Raw genomic sequence first — 22,240 nt, 5'->3', positions numbered from 1 at the left:
AACGGCCGGCTGAGCTAGTCGGCCGGCAGCACCGCGTCGCCGGGGCTGCGCGGCGACGGCGTCGCGTGGCCGTTCGCCTCCGGCTTGGCTTCCCCGAGTTCGAGCTCCGGCTGGGGCTCGGGCGCCTCGGGCGCGGGTGCGGGAGCGGACGCGGGAGCCGGCGCAGCGGGCCTCGGCGTCTGCGCGTCCAGGAACCGCAGCAGCTCCACCGGGAACGGCAGCACGAGCGTCGAGTTCTTCTCCGACGACACCTGCACGACCGTCTCCAGCAGCCGCAGCTGCAGCGCCGCCGGGGTGTCGGCCATCTGCGCGGCGGCCTGCGAAAGCTTGTACGACGCCTGCAGCTCACCGTCGGCGGAGATGACGCGCGCGCGCCGTTCCCGCTCCGCCTCGGCCTGCCGCGACATCGAGCGCTTCATCGCCTCCGGCAGCGCGACGTCCTTGATCTCGACGCGGTCGATGTGGATGCCCCAGTCCAGCGCCGGGCTGTCGATCATCAGCTCCAGGCCCTCGTTGAGGCGTTCGCGGTTGGAGAGCAGGTCGTCGAGCTCGCTCTTGCCGATGATCGAGCGCAGCGACGTCTGCGCGACCTGGCCGACCGCCGACCGGTAGTCCTGGACGTTGACCGCCGCGACGACCGGGTCGATGACCTTGAAGTAGACGACCGCGTCGACCCGGACGGTGACGTTGTCCCGGGTGATGCCGTCCTGGGCGGGCACCGGCATGGTCACGATCTGCATGTTGACCTTCTGCATCCGGTCCACGAACGGCACCAGCAGCGTCAGGCCGGGGTCCGAGACCCGGGCCCGCACCCGGCCGAACCGGAAGACCAGTCCTCGTTCGTACTGCCTCACGACGCGCACGCCGGCCGCGAGCCAGGCTCCGCCCGCGACGACTACGGCGCTGAGGATCTCCACCACCATGGCTGCTCCCGGGGTTGCGTTTTCCCCTGAAAAACCAGCGTACGCCCGTGTCGACCAGGACGAAACGCACTGGACGGGACCAGCAGACTGGGGTGGTGAACGATCTCCGCGTCCCGCCGCTGTTCGCCCGCCGGGCTCCCCGCGTGCTCGGCCCGGAGGCCGCGGGGTGGGTGGCCGCCCTGCCGGACCTGGCCGCCGGGTACGCCCGGAAGTGGGGGCTGACGTTCGAGGGCGAGGCGATGCACGGCTACGTCGGCGTGGTGCAGCCCGCGCGGCTCGCCGACGGTACGCCGGCGGTGCTGAAACTCGGTTGGCGCGAAGAAGAATCCGCCGACGAGCCGCTCGCACTGTCCACATGGGCCGGTCGGGGTGCGGTGCTGCTGCTGGAGTCCGCGCCGGACGACGGCGTCCTGCTGCTCGAACGGCTCGACCCCGGGCGCACCCTCGACGACCTCCCGCTGCGCGAGGCCGTCCCGCTCCTCGGCGAGTTGGCGCGGCGCCTCGCCGTGCCTGCTCCGTCCGGCCTGGCCAGGAGTGTGCGCGCCGAAGCCGAAACCCTCGTCGAGGACCTGCCCCGCCGGTGGGCCGCGCTCGGCGAGCCGTTCGACCGGCGGCTCGTCGACGACGCCGTCGCGGTCTGCCGCGAGTTCGGGCCGTCCGCGGGTCAACTGCTGGTCAACGAGGACCTGCACTTCCAGAACGTCCTGGCCGGCACGCGGGAGCCGTGGCTGGTCATCGACCCGAAACCGCTGTCCGGCGACCTCGAGTGGGGCGTCATCCCGTTGTTCTGGAACCGCTTCACCGAGTCCACACTGGACGAACGGTTCGCCCTGATCGTCGCTTCCCAGGAGCTCGACGCCGATCGCGCCCGCGCGTGGACGCTCGTGCGCGCGGTGCAGAACTGGATCTGGATGCTCGAAGACCTCGAAGCGTTCGAAGCGGACAGCGACGACCCGGCGTTCGTCACCGTGCCGGAAATCGCTCCGTGGGCGACCAGCCGATAGGGTCGGCGGCATGGCCGCGGTCAACAGGGTTTTCGCAGCTCAGCTGTCCGGGTTGCCGGTGTTCGGACCGGACGGCGAGTCCATCGGCCGGGTCCGCGACCTGGTCGCCGGCCTGCGCCTCGACGCGCAGCCGCCGCGGATCCTCGGCCTGGTCGTCGAGCTGACCACCCGGCGCCGGGTGTTCGTGCCGATGTTGCGCGTCACCTCGATCGAACCGAACGCCGTGACCCTCGCCACCGGCTCGGTCAACATGCGCCAGTTCAACCAGCGCCCCAACGAGGTCCTGGTGCTCGGCCAGCTGCTCGACGCGCACGCGACGCTGGCCGGGTCCGACACGCGGATCACCGTCGTCGACGCCGGGATGGAGCCGACGCGCACCCGCGACTGGGTGCTGGCGAAGCTCGCCATCCGCGAGCGGCGCCTCGGGCTGGGGCGCCGCCGGGCGGCCATGCAGGTGCTGCGCTGGGAGGAGGTCGCCGGCCTGGGGCTCGCGGACCTGGCGAAGCAGCCGCAGGGCGCGGGCCAGCTGCTCATGCTGTTCGACACCATGCGCTCGGTCGACGTCGCGGCGACCGTCCGCGACCTGCCGCTCAAGCGCCGGCACGAGGTCGCCGACGCGATGGACGACGAGCGCCTCGCCGACGTCCTCGAGGAGCTGCCGGACGACGACCAGAAGGAGCTGCTGTCCTACCTCGCCGAGGAGCGCGCGGCCGACATCCTCGAGGCGATGAACCCGGACGACGCCGCCGACCTGCTCGCCGAGCTCGCCCCCGCGGAGCAGAGCCGGCTGCTGGAGCTGATGGAGCCGGAGGAGTCCGCGCCGGTCAAGCGGCTGCTGGCCTACTCGTCCGACACCGCGGGCGGCCTGATGACCCCGGAGCCGGTCGTGCTCACGCCCGACACGACGATCGCCGAGGCGCTGGCCCACATCCGCAACGCCGAGCTGCCGCCCGCGCTGGCCAGCATGGTCTTCGTCTGCCGCCCGCCCACCGCGACGCCGACCGGGCGCTTCGTCGGCGTCGTGCACTTCCAGCGGCTGCTGCGCGAGCCGCCGGCCGAGCTCGTGGCGAGCGCCGTCGACACCGGCCTGGCGGCGCTGCGGCCCAATGCGACGCTGGCCGAGGTCACGCGGTACTTCGCCGCCTACAACCTGACCTGCGGGCCGGTCGTCGACACCGAAGACCACCTGCTCGGCGCGGTCACCGTGGACGACGTCCTCGACCACCTGCTGCCCGAGGACTGGCGCGAGACCGGCCTGCACGACACCACCGGCGAGACCGGCGAGCACCTGGAGGCCGACCGTGCCTGAACCGACGTCCCGACGGCGGCTGGACCAGCCGCGCAGCCAGAGCCGGTTCAAGCTGAACATCGACCCCGACACCTTCGGCCGCTTCACCGAGCGGATCGCGCGGTTCCTCGGCACCGGCAAGTACCTGTTCTGGCAGACGCTGCTGGTGATCATCTGGATCGCGATGAACCTCGCCGCGGTGTCGCTGCAGTGGGACCCGTACCCGTTCATCCTGCTCAACCTGGCCTTTTCGACCCAGGCGGCGTACGCGGCGCCGCTGATCCTGCTCGCGCAGAACCGGCAGGACGACCGCGACCGCGTCTCGCTGGAGGAAGACCGCAACCGCGCTACGCAGACGAAGGCCGACACCGAGTACCTGGCCCGGGAGCTGGCGGCGCTGCGGCTGGCGGTCGGCGAGGTCGCGACGCGGGACTACCTCCGCAGCGAGCTGGACCGGCTGCGGGAGGACCTCGACGTCCAGCCCCGGAAGGCCAAACCGAACCGCACTCCTACCGGTACGTAACATGGATGGCGTGACCAGTACGCAGCAGCTCCCCAGCGTCGACGACGTCCGCAGCGCGCTGAAGAGCGTGCAAGACCCCGAGATCCGGAAACCCATCACGGACCTGGGGATGGTCAAGGACGTGGTCGTCGGCGACGACGGCGTCGTCACGGTCGGGATCTACCTGACGGTGGCGGGCTGCCCGCTGAAGGCGACGCTGACCAACGACACCCGCGACGCGGTGTCGAAGCTCCCGGGCGTGGTGGACGTCCGCGTGGAGCTCGACGTCATGAGTGACGAACAACGCACCAACCTGCGGAAGTCGCTGCGCGGGGACGCTGAAGAGCCGGTGATCCCGTTCGCGCAGCCGGGTTCGATGACGCGGGTGTACTGCGTGGCGTCGGGCAAGGGCGGCGTCGGCAAGTCGTCGGTCACGGTGAACCTGGCCGCGGCGATGGCTTCTCGCGGGTTGTCCGTGGGTGTCGTGGACGCGGACATCTACGGCCACTCGATCCCCCGCATGCTGGGTACGCGCGAGAAGCCGACCAAGGTCGACACGATGATCATGCCGCCGCAGGCGCACGGCGTGAAGGTGATCTCGATCGGCATGTTCACGCCGGGCAACACCCCGGTGGTGTGGCGCGGGCCGATGCTGCACCGCGCGCTGCAGCAGTTCCTGGCGGACGTCTTCTGGGGCGACCTGGACATCCTGCTGCTGGACCTGCCGCCGGGCACCGGCGACATCGCGATCTCGGTGGCCCAGCTGATCCCGAACGCGGAGATCCTGGTGGTCACGACGCCGCAGCAGGCCGCGGCGGAGGTGGCCGAGCGGGCCGGCGCGATCGCGCTGCAGACGCGTCAGCGCGTCGCCGGGGTCATCGAGAACATGTCGTGGCTGGAGCAGGCAGACGGCTCCCGCCTGGAGATCTTCGGCTCGGGCGGCGGGCAGACGGTGGCCGAGTCGCTGACGAAGTCGATCGGGTCCGAGGTGCCGCTGCTGGGCCAGGTGCCGTTGGACCCGCGGCTGGTCGAGCAGGGTGACTCGGGGACGCCGCTGGTGCTGTCCACGCCCGACGCACCGGCGTCCGCGGTGCTGAAGGAAGTGGCGAAGAAGCTGACGGTGCGGGCGCGCGGCCTGGCCGGGATGATGCTGAACGTCACCCCGGCCGGCCGCTGAACCTTTTTCAGGAGCAGCGCCAGACGTACGGAGTCGAGTGCCGCGTGGCGGAGTCGTAGCGGTAGCCGCCCGCGGTGCCGTCGTCGCCGATGACGACGGGCAGATCGGCCTTGAGGTCACCGAACTTCGAGACGAAGGTGCCCTGGTTCCAGACGCCGTAGCCGGTGCCGGCCGCGTCGTTGCCGCCGTTCGCCTCGTCGAGGCGGCCGGTGATCAGGCCGCTGGAGTTGATCGAGAAGCCCGGGTTGCCGTTGGACAGGTTGTAGCTGGACTTCGGCAGCACGTGGGCCGCGTGCTGCTGGTCCCAGTAGACGCCGACCTTCTTGCCGTTGTAGACGCCGTAGCCGACGACGCGGCCGTCCTTGATGGCCTCGGGCCACGCGTTCTCCAGACCCGGCAGGGTGCCGAGGTGCGTGAGTGTCCCGTCGCGCCAGATGTCCCCGCTGTTCAGCACGATCGAGCCGTCCGCGTCCACGGCCGCCAGGCCGATGCCCGCCGGGAGGCCGGTCAGGAGCGTCACGGTGCCCGGCTGGTCGGCGGCCCAGCGGACCGCGATCTGGCCCGAGCCGTTCTGCTTGCGCACGACGCCGATGACGTCGCCGGAGCCGGTGATGCCGATGGCGGCCGACCGCGTGTAGCCCGCGGGCAGCTGACTCGACGTCGGCAAGGGCAGCTGGATCAGCGTGCCACCGGAGCTCTTGAACGCCCGCTCGAAGAGGAAGCCGGCCCCGAAGATCGAGTAGTTCGCCGTCCCTGCGACAACGCCCGAACGGTTCTCGGCGGCCACGGCGGCACCGTTGGTCCCGGCCGTGCCGAGGTCGGCGTACGTCCCGCCGGTCCAGGAAGCGGCGCGGCGGGTCTCGCCGAACGCGTCGGTCGGGAGCGCCCAGCCGGCGAAGTTCCCCTTGCCGTCGGTCGCGGTGACTTCCGCGCTCACGGAGGTGCCGGCGCTCAGGGCAGTGGGCTTCCAGGCGCACGCGGCGGCCGTCTCTGTCGCGGATGCCGTTTGCGCCGATCCCAGCAGGCCGGCCGCGAGCAGCGCGCAGCCCAGCGATCTGAGTTTCATCGTCTCCCCTTCGATTGCGGGCGGCGGACAGCCACCCCCACTCGAACGTAGGAGGGAAACGATCACCGGGGTCAGGGACGCGAACGGGGACTAGGGAAATCCCCGGAGACCGTGCGCGAACGGGCGGCGTTCGCCGACTGCACGAACGACTCGGCTGAGAACTCCCCGGGACAGGACGCGGGTTCAAAGTCCGGGGTCGCGGGTCGGCTGGGCGGCGCGTCCGAGTTTCGTGGACAGCGCGGCGAGTGCGAACGTCTTGAATGACTCATTCAGGTCTTCGGAGGTCCTGAATGACTCATTCAAGACCTAACCGCCGACGCTACGTGGCGTCCGGGTCGATCGGCGGGCGCTCGCCGGGCTTGAGCGGCTCCGGCTGCCGGGTCTGGCCGACGGTGGACCCGTTCGAGCCGTTCGTCCCGTTGGAACCGTTGGTGCCGCCCAAGTTCGGGCTGCCGTTCGTGATGCCCTTGAGGCCGAGCGGGTCCGCGTCGCCGTCGAAGAGGTGCTGCGTCACCACCCGCTTCGGGTCGAAGTTGCGCAGCCCGCGCAGGTCTTCGAGGGGTTTGCGGAGCTGGTCGAACTCCGGGCCCATCTCCTCGCGGAGCTGCTCCCGCGCACCGGTCGCGAAGTCACGGACCTTCTTCACGCTCTTCGCGAGCCAGGACGCCGCTTCGGGAAGCCGTTCCGGGCCGAGGATGAAGAGACCGGCGATGATGAGGACGAGGATTTCCCCCCATCCGACACTGTCGAACACCCGTCTACCTCCGCTCGGAACCTACCCGCTCAGGGTACCCGCCCCGGCCCGCGCTCCGGCAGGCCGAACACGGGAACTCAGTCGGAAGCCAGGGTTACGTCGACGACGAAGCTCGCGCCGTCCCGGGCCAGCTGCACGGGGACGACCTCGCCGACGTCGTGGGCGCGCACCGCGACCGTCATCTCGGCGGAGTCCCGCACCAGGCGGCCACCGATCTTCGTGATGACGTCGCCCTCCTTGATGCCGGCGTTCGCGGCCGGCCCGCCGGGCGCGACGTTCTTCACCTGGGCGCCCATGGTGGACGAGCCGGCGACCGTCGAGGACGCGTTGATGCCGATGTCGGCGTGCTGGACCTTGCCGTCCTTGATCAGGGCTTTCGCGATCTTGACCGCGTAGTCGCTGGGGATGGCGAAGCCGATGCCGATGCTGCCGCCGTCGGCGCCGGAGGAGCGGATCGAGGAGTTGATCCCGACGAGTGCGCCGGTGGCGTCGACGAGCGCGCCACCCGAGTTGCCGTGGTTGATGGCGGCGTCGGTCTGGATGGCCTCGTAGGTGACCGGCGGGGCGCCGTTGTCACCGCCCGCAGTGATCGGCCGGTTGAGGGCGCTGACGATGCCGGCGGTCACGGAGTTCTGCAGCGCGAGCGGCGAGCCGATGGCCATCACAGTGTCGCCGACCTGCAGGTCCGAGGACTTGCCGATCTGCAGCACGGTCGGGTTGGTGACGTTGACCTTGACGACGGCGAGGTCGGTCTTCTGGTCGGAGCCGACGAGCTTGCCCTCGGTGCGGGTGCCGTCGATGAAGATGGCGGTGACCTTGACGCCCGGGTCGGCGCTCGCGGAGGAGATGACGTGCTCGTTGGTGAGGATGTAGCCCTGCGGGTCGATCATGACGCCGGAGCCCTGCTCACCGGAGTCGGCACCGGGCTTGAAGACCTCGAGCGAGACGACGGCGGGCGCGACGCGCTTGGCGATCTCGGCGACCGAGCCGGCGGGACGTTCCTTGGCGGCCTCGGCTTCGGAGATGGTGGCGGAGCCGGTGAGCTCGTTGCCGGTATCGGCGACCCACCAGCCGACGAGTCCGCCGACGGCCCCGACGAGCAGGGCAACGACGCCCAGCAGGGCGAGAGCCTTGGGCTTGACCCGCCGTCCGAAGAGCACCTCGGGCAGGCTGAGCAGGGCACCGGGCGGACGTTTGGCGGGCTTTTCCTCGTCTTCGGCGGGCATGGCGGGGCCGGCGAGAACGGCGCCCGCGCCGGGATCGCGCCAGGGATCGCTGGTGCTGTGCCACAGGGGCGGATCTTGTGCTTTCGGTTCCCCTGTGGCCTCACGCGGCCGTTCGAGCAGCACACCCTCGGCCCCGGGCGGCCGCCGGAAGGCCTCGGCGAGCGATTCGGGAGCGGGCGGCGCGAGCCGGACACCGTTGGACTTCTGCGGGGAGTAGAGCTGGTCGAACGCCCCGTCGACGCCACTCGGCCTGCCGAAGACGGCGGCCTGCGCCGGATCGACGGCCGGCCGCGCGAGCGGCCGCGGACCCAGCCGGTCGGCATCGCGCGCGCCGGGCTGCTCGGGATTCACGTTCGGCTCGGTCATCATTCCCCGGTGCAGAAGATCAGGTGGCTGGGCGTGACGATACCCAAGCCCGGTGCTCCGAGTCTGCCGGTACGTCAGTGAAATGGCTGTTGCTTGAGCCGGTTGTCCCCAAGGGGCGGGCAATGTGGACAAACCGGGGACTCAGTCGCTGATCAGGGCTTTCCGTCGGGGGGCGGCGATAGACTGGACTCGGGGACGCCCCCCAGGGACGGGCGGGGGCTGCTTTTGGGTCTTGACTCCGGCTGGGCAGCTTTGGTGGCGTAGGGGCTGGCTGGTCGCCGCGCCGTGGTGTTGTGAAAGACCCTTTTACCTCGTCTGGCGACATGAAAGAGTCGTTCACGACGTTCGAGCTGCCCGCCGACAGCCTGGGCCGGCCGCGCCGGCCCGGGATCTTGCCGAGGACCGGCGGACGTCCTCCGAGGCTGCAGGGGTCGGGCCGGCGTGGCCCGGGTGGCACACTCCCGGCGCGAGGTCGCGGCGCTGAGCCGTCTTGAATGAGTCATTCAGGACCTCCGAAGACCTGAGTGAGTCATTCAAGACGTCCGAGCCACCCCCCGACAGCGCGAGCCGACCACCCGGCCCCGGACATACCGAAGGCCGCCACGAGGAATCCCTCATGGCGGCCTTCGCGGGAAACAAGTCTCAGCGGATACCGGCCGGCACCGCGACCGGTGTCGTGCTCGCCGGCGTCGAAGCGGGCACCACCACCGGCTGCGGCACCGCCATCTGGGCCGGCAGCAGGTTCGCCTGCTGCGGCACCCCGCCGCCGTTCTCCGGGCTGCCGTCGCCGCTGTCCGCGGTCGTCCCGACCAGCGCCAGCGCGCTCAGCACCAGCCCGGACACCACCACACCGGCCCCCTGCGCGGCGCGGCGCTTAAGCCGGCCGCCGCCGAGAACGTGCGGTGACTGGCCCAGGGGCGCCGATGATCCCAACGGCGCGACACCACCCAGGACCCCCGTGTCGCGCAGTCCCGCGACCCGGTCGGGGCGCTGGACCGCGACCAGCTGGCCGTCGGCCGTGATGGCCAGGTTGTCCGGTGCGCTCGGGAGCTCCGTGTGCTCCGGGATCGACTGCAGGCTCGCCAGGAACCCCGCCGACATCGACGGCGCACCCGCGCGGCGGATCGCGTCCACCGTCTGGCGCTGGGCGCGCACCTCGGCGGCGCACGCCGCGCAGCGCGTGATGTGCGACGCCGCCCGGTCACGGGCGCCGTGCGTGAGCTCCCCGTCGACGAACGCCACCACGGCGTCCGGCAGGAGGTGCGACTCGGGGAGTGCCCAGCCTCGGGGTGCGGTCATACCGACACCTTCGCAGACTCCGCAGCGTGAGCGCGCCGACGTTCGAGCGACGCGCGCAGCGCCTGACGCCCGCGGTGGATGCGGCTGCGGACGGTGCCCAGCTTGACGTTGAGCGTCGCGCCGATCTCCTCGTACGAGAGGCCTTCGACGTCACACAGCACCACGGCGGCGCGGAACTCGGGCGGCAGCTCGTCGAGCGCGGCCTGCAGGTCCGGGTCCAGGTGGGTGTCGGAGAAGACCTGCTCGGGGCTGGGGTCGTCGCCCACGATGCGGTCGGTGTCCTCCGGCAGGCCTTCCATCCGCACTCGCGAGCGGCGGCGGGCCATGTCGAGGAACAGGTTGGTGGTGATCCGGTGCAGCCAGCCCTCGAACGTGCCGGGCTTGTAGGACGCCAGCGACCGGAAGACCCGGATGAAGGTCTCCTGGGTGAGGTCCTCGGCGTCGTGGGCGTTGCCGGTCAGGCGGTAGGCGAGGCGGTAGACCCGGTCGCTGTGCTCGCGGACGACCTCGTCCCAGGACGGCGGCGTCCAGGCCGCTTCGTCCAGGGACACGGGCTCAGCCGCGTCGGCGTCGTTATCGGCAACGGCGTTCTGCATCGCGGGAGCAGGCACCTCCATCTGTGTTTCTCCTGTCTGCTCCACCCAACGCGGGCTGTGGCCACGGTGTTCCCCGTGCGCTCGGATTTCAGTCTCTCCGGACTCCTTATGGTTCTAGTGAGACTGGACTGAGAGCAGGCTGAGAACTTCTTCCGGGGTGCTTACCAGGGAGCCTGCGCGGATTTATCGACAACCAACGCTAACCTCCGTGCGTGAACACGCCCACCCCTGCGGCCGCACCGGCCGACTCCGGGTTCGTCGACGGGTACCTGCCCGACGACGAGGTGCTGTCTTCGGCGCGCGCGCGGGCCGATGACCTGGGCTGCAGCTCGCTGAGCGCGGGTGCGGGCGCGACCCTGCGCTTCCTGGCCGCGACGCTGCGCGCGAAGGCCGTCGTCGAGGTCGGCACCGGCGCCGGGGTGAGCGGGCTGAGCCTGCTGCGCGGGATGGCGCCCGACGGCATCCTGACCTCGATCGACGTCGAGCCGGAGTACCAGCGGGCAGCGCGCTTGACGTTCCGCGAGGCCGGCTACGCGCCGGGCCGGACGCGGCTCATCGTCGGGCGCGCGCTGGACGTCCTCCAGCGGCTCACGCCGGGCGGCTACGACCTGGTGTTCGTCGACGCCGCGCACATCGAGTACCCCGGCTGCTACGAGCTGGGCGTGTCGCTGCTGCGGCGCGGCGGGATCATCGCGTTCCACAACGTGCTGGCCGGCGGCCGCGTGATCGACCCGTCCCACCGCGACCCGGAGACCCTGGCGCTGCGCGAGGTGGCGCGGGCGTTCCGGGAGGACGAACGCCTGGTCCCGGCGCTGCTCCCGGTCGGCGGCGGACTGCTGGTCGCGGCCGCGACCTGACGCCGGCGCGGCTCAGCCCTCGGCCGCGGTGGTCAGCACGTGGTCGCGGAAGCCGGTCACGGCCGGGGTCATCGGCTCGTCCGCCCGCCAGACCAGCCCGATCGTCCGGTGAGGCCGCGGATCCAGTGGCACCTCCGCCACTCCCGCCGGGCTGCCCGGGCCGAAGCGCGGCAGCAGCGCCACCCCCAAGCCCGCCGCCACCAGGCCGCGGACTGTGTCCGACTCCTGGCCCTCGAACGCGATCCGTGGCGTGAAGCCGGCTGCCGCGCACAGCTCGTCGGTCAGCGTCCGGACGCCGTACCCCTGCTCCAGCAGCACGAACTCCTCGTCGGCCAGCTCCGCCATCCGGACCGACTCCCGGCCCGCCAGGCGGTGGCCCGCCGGGACCGACAGCAGGATCTCCTCGTCGACCAGGCCCGCCGTGGCCAGCGAAGGCGCCGCGGGCAGGGGCGCCAGCAGGGCCAGGTCCAGTTCGCCGCCCGCCAGGCGGTCGAGCATCTCCTGCCGCGAGCCCTGGACCAGCGTGAACCGCACTCCGGGGTACCGCGCCCGGTGCCCACGCAGCAGCGACGGCACCAGCGACCGCCCGAGCAGGTGCAGGAACCCGAGCACGACGTGCCCCGACTCCGGCGCCACCTCCTCGCGCGCCAGCCGGACGCCCGTGTCGACCGCAGCCAAGCCGCGCTCGGCCGCTTCGGCCAGCAGCTCCGCCGCGCGCGTGAGGCGGATGCCGCGGCCGTCCGGGACCGTGAGCGGCGCGCCCAGCGCGTCGGCCAGCGCCGCGAGCCGGCGGCTCACCGTCGGCTGCGGCACGCCCAGCAGTTCGGCCGCGCGTGTGACGTTCCTCGTCTCGCGCAGCGCGGCGAGCAGTGGCAGGTGCGGCGCCACCTGCGCCGACAGCGAGTCATACGTCATCGCATCAATCATGCCAGGTCAGCGCATTAGACGTATTGGTTAGCCCTGCTTACTTTCAGGGAGTGACTTCCACGCGCCGAGTCAAGACCGCCGTCGCCGCGGCCGGGATCTCCTCCTTCGCCCTGCTCTACGCGCCGCAGCCGGTACTGCCCCAGCTCGCCGCGCAATACCACCTCGACCCCGGCGGCGCGGCGCTCGCGATCAGCGTCGCGACCGGCGCCCTCGCCATCGCCGTCCTGCCGATCGCCGCGCTGTCCGAGGTGATCGGCCGGCGCCCGGTGATCCTGACGTCGGTGATCGCGTCCGTCGTCTTCGGGCTCCTGCTGCCGCTGATGCCGACCTATCCGGCGCTGCTCGTCCTGCGCGCTCTTCAGGGCGTCGCCATCGCCGGCTTCCCCGGCGTCGCGGCCGCCTACCTGGCCGAACGCCTCGGCCGCGCGGGCGTCGCCGCCGCCGTCGGCGCGATGATCGCGGGCAACACGATCGGCGGCATGCTCGGCCGGCTGGCCAGCGGGTTCACCGCCGGGCCGCTCGGCTGGCGCGGCGCGCTGTTCGTCGTCGCGGGTGTGGGCGCGGTCTGCTCGGCGATCACGGTCGTGACGCTGCCGCCGGGCACCCGTCCGCGCGGCGACGCCCAGCTCCGCGCGGTGGCCCGAGGGCTGGTCACGGCGGTGAGCAAGCCGGTGCTGCTCGCCCAGTACGCCGTCGCGCTGCTCGCGATGGGCTCGTTCGTCGCGCTGTACAACGCGGCCGGGTTCCGGCTGACTGGCGACCCGCTGGACTTGTCGCCGGCGATCGCGTCGCTGGTGTTCCTCGCCTACGCGTCGGGCTCGGTGTCGTCCGCGGCGGCCGGACGACTGGTGGCGCGCGTCGGCCGGCGTCGCGCGCTGATCGGCGCGCTCTTGGTGACGGCGGTCGGCGCGGCGCTGACGCTGCCGGACTCGCTGCCGCTGATCATCGCCGGTTTCCTGGTCCTGACCTGCGCGTTCTTCGCGGCGCACGCGGTCGCGAACGGCTGGGCCGCGGCCGACGCCCCCGAGAACGCGCGCGGCCAGGTGGGCGGCATGTATACGGCGACGTACTACCTCGGCAGCAGCGTCGGCGGCGCGGCGGGAGCGTGGGTCTACGGGCACGCGGGGTGGTCGTGGCTGATCGCGGTGGTGGCGGTGTGGCTGCTGCTCGCGGCGGCCGCGGTCGGGGCGGGTACGCGGGTCCGCGCGGAGCGGCGCGAGCTGGTCAACGCGGGCTGAGCTCAGGCGTTGCCGAGCCGCCGCCGCCCCGCCAAACGTCTTGAATGAGTCATTCAGGTCTTCGGAGGTCCTGAATGACTCATTCAAGACACTCCAGCTCAGCCGAGCGAAGCCGCCAGCTCCACCAGCGTCCGAGCCGCGAAGCCCGTCGCCCCCGGGACCACCTCGTCGTAGTTCTTCTCCGACCGCGCCGGGCCCGCGATGTCCAGGTGCGCCCACGGCAATCCCGCCGTGAACTCCCGCAGGAACAGCGCCGCCGTGATGCCGCCCGGGCCCGCCGGGGTCTGGCGGACGTCGCCGAACTCGCCGCGGACGTTGTCCGCGTAGTCCTCCACCAGCGGCATGCGCCACCACGCCTCGCCCACGCGCTCGCCCGCCGAACGAACCAGCGAAGCCAGCGAGTCCTCCGAAGCGAACAGCCCACCCGTGCGCAGACCCAACGACACCTTCATCGCGCCGGTCAACGTGGCCGCGTCCACGACCAAGTCCGGGTTGTACCGGCGAATCCCGTACGCCAGCGCGTCGGCGAGGACCATCCGGCCCTCCGCGTCCGTATTGCCGACCTCGGTCGTCTTGCCGCCGTAGTGCCGCACGATGTCGCCCGGCCGGTACGCCGAGCCCGACACGTGGTTCTCCGCCGCGGGCACCAAAGCCGTCACGCGCACCGGCAGCTCCAGCGCCGCGATCCCCCGGATCGCCGCGATCACCGCCGCGCCGCCCGCCATGTCCGTGCGCATCAGGTGCATGCCGTCGGCCGGCTTGATCGACAGGCCGCCCGTGTCGAACGTGATGCCCTTGCCCACCAGCAACAAGTGCTTCGCCGCCCCCGACGGCTTGTACGTCATCTCGATCAGCCGCGGCGGCCGCGACGACCCGCCGCCGACCGCCAGGACGCCGCCGAAGCCCTGCGTCGTCAGCCAGTTCTCGTCGCGGATCGCCACCTCGACGCGCGGGCCGGCCACCCGGGCCGCGGTGTCCGCGAGCCAGGCCGGGGTCTTGATGTTGGACGGCGTGTTCGCGAGGTCGCGCGTCAGCGCCGTCGACGCGGCCAGCACCGACGCGCGCGAGACCTGCGAGGTGAACGACGGGACCGCCCGGTCGTAGGTCACCAGCCGCACCGTCCGCACGACGGGCTTCGGGTCCTCGCCGGTCACCTTGAACCGGTAGCCGCCGAGCAGCAGCCCCAGCGCCAGCTCCGTCACGTGCTCGCCGGAAGCCTCCTCCGGCAGCACCAGCTGCACCGCGCGGAACGCCTTGCCCCCGTTGTCGACGTCGTCCGCCAGCGCCGCGTTCACCGCGCGGACCAGCGCCGCGCCCGCCTTCCGGTACTGCTTCGGCTCGCCGTCACCCAGGCCCGCGACCCAGCGGGCTTCGCCGGCGGGAACCGTCTGCACGTCGCCCGCTTTGCCGGTGATCCGGACGCCGCCGATCTCCAGCGGCTCGGACTCGACGTCGTCGGCGGGCGACGTCACCAGCCGCGCCACCGGGGCACCGCGACGGAGGTCGCCCGCCACCTCGATGTCGAGCAGACTGGTCGGAACGGGGGGTAGCGGATTACGCACAGTGAGCAACCTTCAGGCGCAGAGGAACCGCGACCCCGGCCTCCGAAGGGAGACCGGGGTGCGACGGAAGGACGGTTCGAGGGAGTCGGCTCAGCCGGTGACCTCCGCCAAAGCGGCGCCGAGGTCTTTCGCTTCTTCCGCGGAGAGTTCGACGACGAGTCGCCCACCACCCTCGAGCGGAACGCGCATCACGAGGCCCCGTCCCTCCTTAGTCACTTCGAGGGGACCATCTCCGGTCCGGGGCTTCATGGCCGCCATAGCGTGCTCCCTCCGTCTCAACCGGCGCGCCCGGGTCGCGCTCGCGTGAAAGCCAGCCGGGTCTGGTGTCCATTGTCCCTCATCAGCGGCCGGGCGCATCAGCGGACCGATCTTTTGCCGCCGTATCGGTGCTGGTATGCGGCTCGCGCGGGGTGGAAGGATGGGATGGAAGACTGTCGGAAGACCGATGTTTCCGCGCAAGGAGAAGACGTGACCACATCCGACGTCCTGCTGTCCGCCGACGCCGACGGGGTGCGCACCCTCACGCTCAACCGCCCGCAGGCGTACAACTCGCTGACCGTCGAGCTGAAGGAAGCACTGCTCGCGGCGCTGCGCGAGGCGGCGGACGACAAGGGAGTCCGCGCGGTCGTGCTGACCGGTTCCGGCAAGGCGTTCTGCGCCGGCCAGGATCTGAAGGAACACGTGGGGCTGCTCCAGGCGGGCGACCCCGCCCCGCTACACACGGTGAAGGAGCACTACAACCCGATCGTCCAGGCGATCGTGTCGATGGAGAAGCCGGTGATCGCGGCGATCAACGGCACCGCCGCCGGTGCCGGGGCCGCCTTCGCCTACGCCAGTGACCTGCGGATCGCCGCCGAGTCGTCGTCGTTCCTGATGGCGTTCGCCAACGTCGGGCTCGGCCCGGACTCGGGCGCGTCCTGGACGCTGCAGCGGCTGGTCGGCTACGGCCGCGCGGCCGAGCTGATGCTGCTGGCCCGGACCGTCGACGCGGGCGAGGCGCTGCGGCTCGGCCTGGTCGGCGAGGTCGTGCCGGACGAGGAACTGCCGGCCCGCGCCCAGAAGATCGCGGCGAAGCTGGCGAACGGACCGACCGTGGCCTACGCGAAGATCAAGGGCGTGCTCAACCTGGCGGCGCAGTCGACGTTCGAGGAAGCGCTGGAAGCCGAGGACGCCGCTCAGACCGCGCTCGGCGCGACCGCCGACCACAGCGAGGCCGTCGAGGCCTTCGTCGGCAAGCGCAAGCCCAACTTCCAGGGCAAGTGAGCGCCGGGCTGCTTCCGAGTCAGGCGGCCCGGAAGCAGCCCGCGACGTGGTCGTCGACCATGCCGGTGGCCTGCATCAGCGCGTAACACGTCGTCGGCCCGAGGAAGACGAAGCCGCGCTTCTTCAGCTCCTTGGCCATCGCCTTCGACTCGTCCGTGATCGCCGGGACGTCGGACATCGTCTTCGGGCGCTTGTGCGACGAAGGCGCGAACGACCACAGCAGGTCGTCCAGCGGGGTGTCGAGCGAAGCGATCGCCTTGGCGTTGTTGATCGCCGCCAGGATCTTCGCCCGGTTCCGCACGATCGACGCGTCCTGCATCAGGCGCTCGACGTCGGCGTCGCCGAACTTCGCCACCTTCACCGGCTTGAACTGCTTGAACGCCTTCCGGAAGCCCTCCCGCTTGCGCAGGATCGTGATCCACGAAAGGCCGGACTGGAACGACTCGAGGCACAGCCGCTCGTACAGCTCGTCCTGCCCGTGGAGCGGCGTGCCCCACTCCTCGTCGTGGTACGACGCGTAGTCCGGGGTCGAATTGCCCCAGCTGCACCGCGCGACGCCGTCGGCGCCGAGAAGCTCACTCATCCCCACCCACCGAATAGTCCTCCGCGAACCGCGCGAACCGCCGCAGCGACTGGCGCACCCCCAGTGCGAACGCCGGCCGCACCACCGGCCAGCCGAGCCGGCCCAGCGGCCCGAACGGCAGCCGCAGGTGCTCGGCCCAGACGAACGTCGAGCGCGTCGCGCCCTTGGGCACCACCTGGAACACGCCGGTGCCCTGCACGAAGCTGCCGAGGTGGCGGACCCCGCACCGCACCGGCGGCTCCCAGCTGGTGATCTCCATCGTGTCGGTGAAGCCGATGCCGGCCACCCCGGTGAACGCCGCCAGCCGCGACCCGACGCTGCGGCCGTTGCCCTCGACGACCTCGACCTCGGTGCCGAGCATCCACTCGCCCTGGCGCGTCCAGTCCGTCAGCGCGAGCCAGGTCGTCCCGGCCGGCGCGCGAACGTCGACCGACAGGATCAGATCCGTCACTGGGCGCCTTCGGGCGAGCTCTCCCGCTCGCGTTCACGCTGCTCCAGCTCGGCGACCCGGGTGCGCAGCTCGTCGAGCTCGACGCCGAGGCGCCGCATCACCCAGTCCACTTCGGACATCTTGTAGCCGCGCAGGACGAGCTGGAAGCGGACGTCCTGCAGGTCCTCGCCGGTGATGTCCTCGGCGGGCAGCCGCGTCGGCGAACTGCCCGGCGGCAGCGGGGCGAGTTCCTCACCCCGGCCGAAGACCACGGCGGCGAGCAGGAACACCACGGCGGCCACCAGCAGCATGACTACGAGGTAGATCAGCGCGGTCGTCACGCGACGATCGTGGCATACCCGCCCCACGAACGTCTCGCGAGCACGACGAGCCGCAGCGAAAGCAGCACCCAAGCGACCATCAACAGCGCACACGGGACGCTCAGGAACAGCCGCGAGACGTCGACGAACCCGGTCGTGCAGATCAACAGTCCGACCGAAGCGAGGTTGACGCCGACGGCCGCGGCGATGAGCACACCGCAGAACCGCGCGAGCCCGGTGCCGTCCAGCCGCCGGCTCAGCCAGCGGATGCCGAGCAGCGCGAGCACGCCGATCACCGGCACGACGAACACCGCGCCGTGGGTGACGTGCGTGACGACCTTGTACCACTCCGGCGTCGGCGTCGAGATCTTCGTCCACTCGCCGAAGGTGAGGATCCGCGCGTAGTCCCACGCGATCTGCATCGCCGGGACGCCGATGACGAGCTTCCACAGCGTCCGGACGCCGCTGAGCATGCCGAGCTCGGCCTGGTAGTCGCGGGCGACGACGGCCGCCGGGCCGAAGTCGGCGACCGCGCGACGCTCGGCGTCCTCGTCGGTCCAGCCGCCGGCGCGGTAGGCGTCGGCGGCGTCGTGCAGGCCGTCGCGGGCCTCGCCCAGCAGGTCGGCCTTGAACCGGCCGCAGCCGTGCAGCCTGCGGTCCAGGTCCCCCAGGTACTCGTCGATCATGCGCCCAGCACTCCCCCGATGACCGTGGTGAACTCCCGCCACTCGGTGCGTTCGGCGGCCAGGGCCTGCTCACCGGAGCGGGTGAGGCGGTAGGTGCGGCGCTTGCGACCGGACACGACGTCCCATTCGCTGGCGAGCCAGCCGGCCCGCTCGAGCCGGCGCAGCGCCGGGTAGACGGTGCCGGTCGGCAGGTCGAGCGCGCCGTCGCTGCGCAGCTGGAGCGCCTCGATGATCGCGTAGCCGTGCAGCTTGCGGCCGTCGAGCACGGCCAGCAGCAACGCGTCGAGGTGCCCGCGCAAGGTGTCCGCCTTCATAGGTACGCAGTCTACACGTCGCCCCGCTACATGTAGCCAGGCTACGTGTAGCCTGGCTACATGAACGCTCTCCCGGTCGCGAGACTCCAGTTCGCGACGACGACTTCGTTCCACTTCCTCTTCGTGCTGCTCACCCTGGGGTTGGTCACGCTGGTGGCCGTGATGCAGACGCGCTGGACGCTCGGCGGAAAGCCCGAATTGCTGCGGATGACGCGCTTCTGGGGCCGGCTGTACGTCATCAACTACGCGCTGGGGATCGTCACCGGCATCGTGATGGAGTTCCAGTTCGGGCTGACCTGGACCGGGCTCTCCGCCTTCGCCGGCGACGTCTTCGGCGCCCCGCTGGCGATCGAGACGCTGGTCGCGTTCTTCCTCGAGTCGACCTTCCTCGGCCTGTGGATCTTCGGCTTCGAACGGATGCCCAAGTGGCTGCACCTGGCGCTGATCTGGCTGGTCACGCTGACCGCGTACGCGTCGGCTCTGTTCATCATGCTGGCCAACTCGTTCCTGCAGAACCCCGTCGGCAGCCGGCTCGAGGGCGGCACGCTGCACCTCGACGACTTCGGCGCGCTGTTCTCGAACCCGGCGCTGGTCGCGTCCCTGCCGCACGTGCTCAGTGCCGCGCTGGTGACCGGCGGGTTCTTCGTGGTCGGCGTCAGCGCGTACCACTTCCTCAAGCGCACCACCGAGATCGAGTTCTTCCGCCGCTCGATGCGGATCGGCGTGGTGACCGCGCTCGTCGGCTCGATCTTCGTGGTCAACCAGGGCTTCGCGCAGTTCGGCGAGCTGAAGATGTACCAGCCGGACAAGCTGGGCGAGAGCGCCGTCGGCATGCCGCTGGGCGCCATGATCGGGCTCGGGTTCCTCATGTTCCTCTGCGCGATTCTCGGCACGCTGCTGCTGGTCCGGAACTGGATCACCCGGGCCCGGTTCCTGCACTACCTGATGGTCGCGGCGATCCCGCTGCCGTTCCTTGCGGCGATCATGGGCTGGCTGGTGCGCGAGCTCGGCCGCCAGCCGTGGCTGGTCTGGGGGAAGCTGCGCACCGCCGACGCGATCGCGGACGTCCCCGCCGGCCAGATCCTGTTCTCCTTCATCGCCTTCTCACTGCTGTTCGCCGCGCTCGCGGTCGCCGACTGGGTGCTCATGGCGCGCGTCGCCAAGCGCGGCCCGGAGCCGGTCGACGAGCCCGCCGAGCTGCCCGTCCTGAGCGGAGTCTGACCGATGGCGACCTTCTGGTGGTGCCTGCTGGGCCTGCTGACCTGCGGCTACTTCGCGCTGGCCGGCTACGACTACGGCGTCGGCATGCTGTTGCCCGCGTTCGAAGCCGACGAGCGGCGGCGACGGCAGACGCTCGGCGCGCTGGGGCCGTTCTTCCTGGCCAACGAGGTGTGGCTGGTGGCCGCGGTCGGCGTGCTGTTCGGCGCGTTCCCGCACCTGGAGGGCAAGGTGTTCAGCGGGGCGTACGTCCTGGTGGTGATGCTCCTGCTCGGCCTGGTCACGTTCACGGCGTCGATGCAGCTGCGCAGCCGCCGCCCGGACGCGCGGCGCGGCGCCTGGACGGCGGGCATCGTCGGCGGCGCGCTGGTGACGGCGCTGTCGTGGGGCCTGTTCCTCGGCAACCTGGTGCTGGGCCTGCCCCTGGACGCCGGGGGCGCGCCGACCGTGCTCGAGTTGTTCAATCCTTATGCCGTGCTGTGGGGGCTCGGGTTCGTCGCGCTGTTCTGCCTGCAGGGCGCGGCGTTCCTCGCCGTGCGGGCGCCGGCGGAGCTGACCGGCCGCGCGGTACGGCTCGCGCGCGCCTTTTCGGGGCCCGTGTTCGCCTTCCTCGTGATCGCCACGGCGTGGGGGTTCTTCGTCCTGGACGGCGTCACGGCTTTCGGTGTGGGTGTGGCCGTGCTGGCCTTCTCGGCTCTCGCCGTTTCGCGGCTCGGGTTCGCCGGCCGCCGCCACCGGCTGGCGCTCGTCGCGACGATGGTGCTCGCGGCGTGCCCGGCACTGCTCGCGGGCACGCTTCGGTTCCCGACGGTGCTCGTCTCCTCGGCGTACACGCTGAGCGTGGACCAGGCGGCGACGGCGTCCGGGACGTTCGCGGTGCTGGGCTGGTTCGCCGTGCCGGCGGTGCCGGTGCTCCTGGTGGTGCAGTGGCTGACGTGGCGCGCGCACCGGCATCCGCTCGACCAGCGCTCGCTGCTGCACTTCTAGGAGTCGTCGTGCCTGCTCTTCCCGGACAACGGCGGTACTTGGTCTTGTTGGCCGCGCTCGGAGCGATTTCCGCAGTTTTGGTGCTGGTCCAAGCCGAAGGGCTGGCCACGCTGCTCACCGGCGGCGGCGTTTCGCTCTTCCTGGTCGTGGCCATCGCTTCGCGGGTTCTGGTGTCGTGGGGCCATGGCGTCCTCAGTGGACGGTTCGCGGCGTCGGTGCGCGCCGGCCTGCGCCGGCGGCTGCTCGGCTCGTCGTCCGACCGAGCCGGGGTCGTCGCCACGCAGATCACGCGGGGAGTCGACGCGACGGACAGCTACCTGACGGGGTACCTGCCGTCACTGGTGGTGTCGGTGGTGGTGCCGATCGCGGTGGTCGTGCGGCTGTTCACGACGGACGTCGTGTCGGCGCTGGTGGTGACGGCGACGCTGCCGCTGATCCCGGTGTTCGCGATCCTGGTCGGGAAGCACACGGCGTCGCGGACCGCGCGGCAGTGGTCGTTGCTGACGAAGCTGGGCGGGCACTTCCTCGACGTCGTCCGCGGACTCGAGACGCTCCGGGTGTTCGGACGGGCGTCCGCACAGGCTTCGACGGTTCGTTCGATGGCGTCCGCCCACGCCGACGCGACCATGAAGACGCTGCGGGTGGCTTTCCTGTCGTCGCTGGTGCTGGAACTGGTCGCGACTCTCTCCGTGGCTTTGGTCGCGGTCCCGATCGGGTTCCGGTTGCTTTCCGGCGGACTCGACGCCCGGACGGCGTTGCTGATCCTGGTGCTGGCTCCGGAGGCGTACTTGCCTTTGCGGGCCGCCGGGGCGAAGTTCCATGCCGCGGCGGAGGGGTTGACGGCGTTGCGAGAGGCTTTGGCTGTTCCTGTGGTTCCTGCTTCGACCGGGGCTCGCTGTCGTCGGCGAGGTGCGCCTTCTCTGGTTCTCGAGCGGGTCTCGGTCTCCTACTCCGGTGTTCCGGTTCTGTCCGATGTGGACTTGTCTTTGCCTGCTGGTTCGCGGGTGGCTTTGGTCGGGCCGAGCGGGTCCGGGAAGAGCACCTTGCTCGCGGTGTTGCTGGGGTTCGTTTCTCCTTCTTCGGGACGGGTTCTGGTCGACGGGGTGGACCTGCGGACGCTGGCCTCTTCCGACTGGCTGGCGGATGTGGCGTGGGTGCCGCAGCGGCCGACGCTGTTCCGGGGGTCGCTGGCGTCGAACATCTCGCTGGGCGCCGCGGTGGACGTCCCTTCGGCCGCCCGCGCGGCGGCACTGGATTCGGTGGCGGCGGGGTTGCCTGCCGGGTACTCCACGTCGGTGGGCGAGTTGGGTGAGGTGCTGTCGGCGGGACAGCGCCAGCGAGTGGGGCTGGCCCGGGCGTTGGCGCGGACTTCGGCGGGGTTGGTGCTGCTGGACGAGCCGACGGCCCGGCTGGACTCCCGCACGGAAGCGGCGGTGCTGTCGGCAACGCGGCGGCTGCTGCCGGGGCGGACGGCGGTGCTGGTCGCCCACCGGCCGGCGATGGCCGGGTTGGCGGAGCGGGTGGTCGAGCTGCGGGGTGGCCGGGTGTGCGCGGAGGTGGCCGGTCCTGCGGCGAGCTGATCGCGGACACGCGGTCGAAGCGCTCGCCCGGCTTTCCTGACATGTACAGCTGCATGAACCGGTCCCAGATCGGC

24 protein-coding genes are annotated in these 22,240 nt (G+C 71.3%); 10 read left to right on the top strand and 14 right to left on the bottom strand.

Translation table 11 applies throughout. The annotated features are described in order from the left end of the window. Positions 1-14: 14 nt before the first annotated feature. Positions 15-923: a slipin family protein gene (locus AB0M59_RS19725; RefSeq protein ID WP_364616864.1), complete on the bottom strand. Its 909-nt coding sequence runs from the start codon at positions 921-923 to the stop codon at positions 15-17. 92 nt (positions 924-1,015) lie between these two features. Between AB0M59_RS19725 and AB0M59_RS19720 the strand changes: the two genes are divergently transcribed. From AB0M59_RS19720 to AB0M59_RS19705, 4 genes are read left to right on the top strand one after another with little or no spacing between them, the layout of a single operon-like run. After that, positions 1,016-1,927: an aminoglycoside phosphotransferase family protein gene (locus tag AB0M59_RS19720; protein ID WP_364616862.1), complete on the top strand. Its 912-nt coding sequence runs from the start codon at positions 1,016-1,018 to the stop codon at positions 1,925-1,927. 10 nt (positions 1,928-1,937) lie between these two features. After that, the gene (locus AB0M59_RS19715) at positions 1,938-3,236 is read left to right on the top strand and encodes a CBS domain-containing protein (protein WP_364616860.1); all 1,299 of its coding nucleotides are present in this window, start codon (positions 1,938-1,940) and stop codon (positions 3,234-3,236) included. After that, positions 3,229-3,738, top strand: coding sequence for a DUF1003 domain-containing protein (locus tag AB0M59_RS19710; RefSeq protein WP_364616858.1), 510 nt, complete (start codon positions 3,229-3,231; stop codon positions 3,736-3,738). Before AB0M59_RS19715 ends, AB0M59_RS19710 begins: the two co-directional genes overlap by 8 nt. Before the next feature lie 10 nt (positions 3,739-3,748). After that, entirely contained in the window at positions 3,749-4,894 is a 1,146-nt protein-coding gene (locus tag AB0M59_RS19705; protein WP_364616856.1) for a P-loop NTPase, read from the top strand. A 7-nt stretch (positions 4,895-4,901) separates the two neighbouring features. On the opposite strand, the gene AB0M59_RS19700 is transcribed toward AB0M59_RS19705, so the two are convergent. The 5 genes from AB0M59_RS19700 to sigE all read right to left on the bottom strand — a co-directional run bounded on the left by AB0M59_RS19700 (position 4,902) and on the right by sigE (position 10,201). Continuing rightward, a complete protein-coding gene (locus AB0M59_RS19700) occupies positions 4,902-5,960 on the bottom strand; it encodes a hypothetical protein (protein ID WP_364616854.1) in 1,059 nt (352 codons plus the stop codon). Positions 5,961-6,279: 319 nt separating this feature from the next. Then, on the bottom strand, positions 6,280-6,714 hold the full coding sequence (gene tatB / locus AB0M59_RS19695; protein ID WP_364616852.1) for a Sec-independent protein translocase protein TatB: 435 nt from the start codon (positions 6,712-6,714) through the stop codon (positions 6,280-6,282). Positions 6,715-6,791: 77 nt separating this feature from the next. Then, positions 6,792-8,309 carry a trypsin-like peptidase domain-containing protein gene (locus AB0M59_RS19690; protein WP_364616850.1) on the bottom strand — a complete coding sequence of 506 codons (1,518 nt, stop codon included), beginning with the start codon at positions 8,307-8,309 and terminating at the stop codon, positions 6,792-6,794. Between the two features lie 639 nt (positions 8,310-8,948). Beyond that, a complete protein-coding gene (locus tag AB0M59_RS19685) occupies positions 8,949-9,605 on the bottom strand; it encodes a hypothetical protein (protein WP_364616848.1) in 657 nt (218 codons plus the stop codon). Then, positions 9,602-10,201 (bottom strand): RNA polymerase sigma factor SigE, encoded by a 600-nt coding sequence (gene sigE, locus AB0M59_RS19680; RefSeq protein ID WP_364617132.1) that lies wholly within the window; start codon positions 10,199-10,201, stop codon positions 9,602-9,604. Before sigE ends, AB0M59_RS19685 begins: the two co-directional genes overlap by 4 nt. A 212-nt stretch (positions 10,202-10,413) precedes the next feature. Here sigE and AB0M59_RS19675 point away from each other — a divergent pair, with 212 nt between their 5' ends. Then, positions 10,414-11,058 carry an O-methyltransferase gene (locus tag AB0M59_RS19675; RefSeq protein WP_364616846.1) on the top strand — a complete coding sequence of 215 codons (645 nt, stop codon included), beginning with the start codon at positions 10,414-10,416 and terminating at the stop codon, positions 11,056-11,058. A gap of 12 nt (positions 11,059-11,070) precedes the next feature. Here AB0M59_RS19675 and AB0M59_RS19670 read toward each other — a convergent pair whose 3' ends face one another. Continuing rightward, positions 11,071-11,973, bottom strand: coding sequence for a LysR family transcriptional regulator (locus AB0M59_RS19670; RefSeq protein WP_364616844.1), 903 nt, complete (start codon positions 11,971-11,973; stop codon positions 11,071-11,073). Positions 11,974-12,035: 62 nt separating this feature from the next. Here AB0M59_RS19670 and AB0M59_RS19665 point away from each other — a divergent pair, with 62 nt between their 5' ends. Next, positions 12,036-13,223 (top strand): MFS transporter, encoded by a 1,188-nt coding sequence (locus tag AB0M59_RS19665; protein ID WP_364616842.1) that lies wholly within the window; start codon positions 12,036-12,038, stop codon positions 13,221-13,223. Between the two features lie 98 nt (positions 13,224-13,321). Here the strand turns inward: AB0M59_RS19665 and AB0M59_RS19660 are convergent, their stop codons facing one another. Further along, positions 13,322-14,785, bottom strand: coding sequence for a M17 family metallopeptidase (locus AB0M59_RS19660; protein ID WP_364616840.1), 1,464 nt, complete (start codon positions 14,783-14,785; stop codon positions 13,322-13,324). A 90-nt stretch (positions 14,786-14,875) separates the two neighbouring features. Then, positions 14,876-15,043, bottom strand: coding sequence for a DUF3117 domain-containing protein (locus AB0M59_RS19655; RefSeq protein ID WP_013222969.1), 168 nt, complete (start codon positions 15,041-15,043; stop codon positions 14,876-14,878). A 210-nt stretch (positions 15,044-15,253) separates the two neighbouring features. On the opposite strand from AB0M59_RS19655, the gene AB0M59_RS19650 reads away from it, so the two are divergent. Next, positions 15,254-16,048 (top strand): enoyl-CoA hydratase-related protein, encoded by a 795-nt coding sequence (locus tag AB0M59_RS19650; RefSeq protein ID WP_364616838.1) that lies wholly within the window; start codon positions 15,254-15,256, stop codon positions 16,046-16,048. Positions 16,049-16,067: 19 nt separating this feature from the next. On the opposite strand, the gene AB0M59_RS19645 is transcribed toward AB0M59_RS19650, so the two are convergent. Genes AB0M59_RS19645 through AB0M59_RS19625 form a run of 5 tightly spaced genes read right to left on the bottom strand, consistent with a single transcriptional unit; the run spans position 16,068 to position 18,381 of the window. Beyond that, positions 16,068-16,631 (bottom strand): DNA-3-methyladenine glycosylase I, encoded by a 564-nt coding sequence (locus AB0M59_RS19645; protein WP_364616836.1) that lies wholly within the window; start codon positions 16,629-16,631, stop codon positions 16,068-16,070. After that, positions 16,624-17,082: an SRPBCC family protein gene (locus AB0M59_RS19640; protein WP_364616834.1), complete on the bottom strand. Its 459-nt coding sequence runs from the start codon at positions 17,080-17,082 to the stop codon at positions 16,624-16,626. Before AB0M59_RS19640 ends, AB0M59_RS19645 begins: the two co-directional genes overlap by 8 nt. After that, positions 17,079-17,402, bottom strand: a complete 324-nt coding sequence (locus AB0M59_RS19635; RefSeq protein WP_285999800.1) for a DivIVA domain-containing protein — start codon at positions 17,400-17,402, stop codon at positions 17,079-17,081. Before AB0M59_RS19635 ends, AB0M59_RS19640 begins: the two co-directional genes overlap by 4 nt. Further along, on the bottom strand, positions 17,399-18,067 hold the full coding sequence (locus AB0M59_RS19630) for a permease prefix domain 1-containing protein (protein ID WP_364616832.1): 669 nt from the start codon (positions 18,065-18,067) through the stop codon (positions 17,399-17,401). Before AB0M59_RS19630 ends, AB0M59_RS19635 begins: the two co-directional genes overlap by 4 nt. Further along, positions 18,064-18,381 carry a helix-turn-helix transcriptional regulator gene (locus AB0M59_RS19625; protein WP_003086561.1) on the bottom strand — a complete coding sequence of 106 codons (318 nt, stop codon included), beginning with the start codon at positions 18,379-18,381 and terminating at the stop codon, positions 18,064-18,066. Before AB0M59_RS19625 ends, AB0M59_RS19630 begins: the two co-directional genes overlap by 4 nt. 60 nt (positions 18,382-18,441) lie before the next feature. Between AB0M59_RS19625 and AB0M59_RS19620 the strand changes: the two genes are divergently transcribed. The 3 genes from AB0M59_RS19620 to cydD are packed head-to-tail and all read left to right on the top strand — an operon-like array spanning position 18,442 to position 22,166. Further along, the gene (locus AB0M59_RS19620; protein ID WP_364616830.1) at positions 18,442-19,602 is read left to right on the top strand and encodes a cytochrome ubiquinol oxidase subunit I; all 1,161 of its coding nucleotides are present in this window, start codon (positions 18,442-18,444) and stop codon (positions 19,600-19,602) included. 3 nt (positions 19,603-19,605) lie between these two features. Further along, positions 19,606-20,586 carry a cytochrome d ubiquinol oxidase subunit II gene (cydB, locus tag AB0M59_RS19615; RefSeq protein ID WP_364616828.1) on the top strand — a complete coding sequence of 327 codons (981 nt, stop codon included), beginning with the start codon at positions 19,606-19,608 and terminating at the stop codon, positions 20,584-20,586. Between the two features lie 8 nt (positions 20,587-20,594). Beyond that, complete coding sequence (gene cydD / locus AB0M59_RS19610) at positions 20,595-22,166, top strand: thiol reductant ABC exporter subunit CydD (RefSeq protein ID WP_364616826.1); 1,572 nt, start codon at positions 20,595-20,597, stop codon at positions 22,164-22,166. The last annotated feature ends 74 nt before the right edge of the window (positions 22,167-22,240 follow it).

Origin of the sequence: Amycolatopsis sp. NPDC051371 (assembly GCF_040682155.1) — a bacterium.
In the GTDB taxonomy this organism is placed as follows: domain Bacteria; phylum Actinomycetota; class Actinomycetes; order Mycobacteriales; family Pseudonocardiaceae; genus Amycolatopsis.
This window is presented reverse-complemented; position numbering and strand designations above follow the sequence as displayed.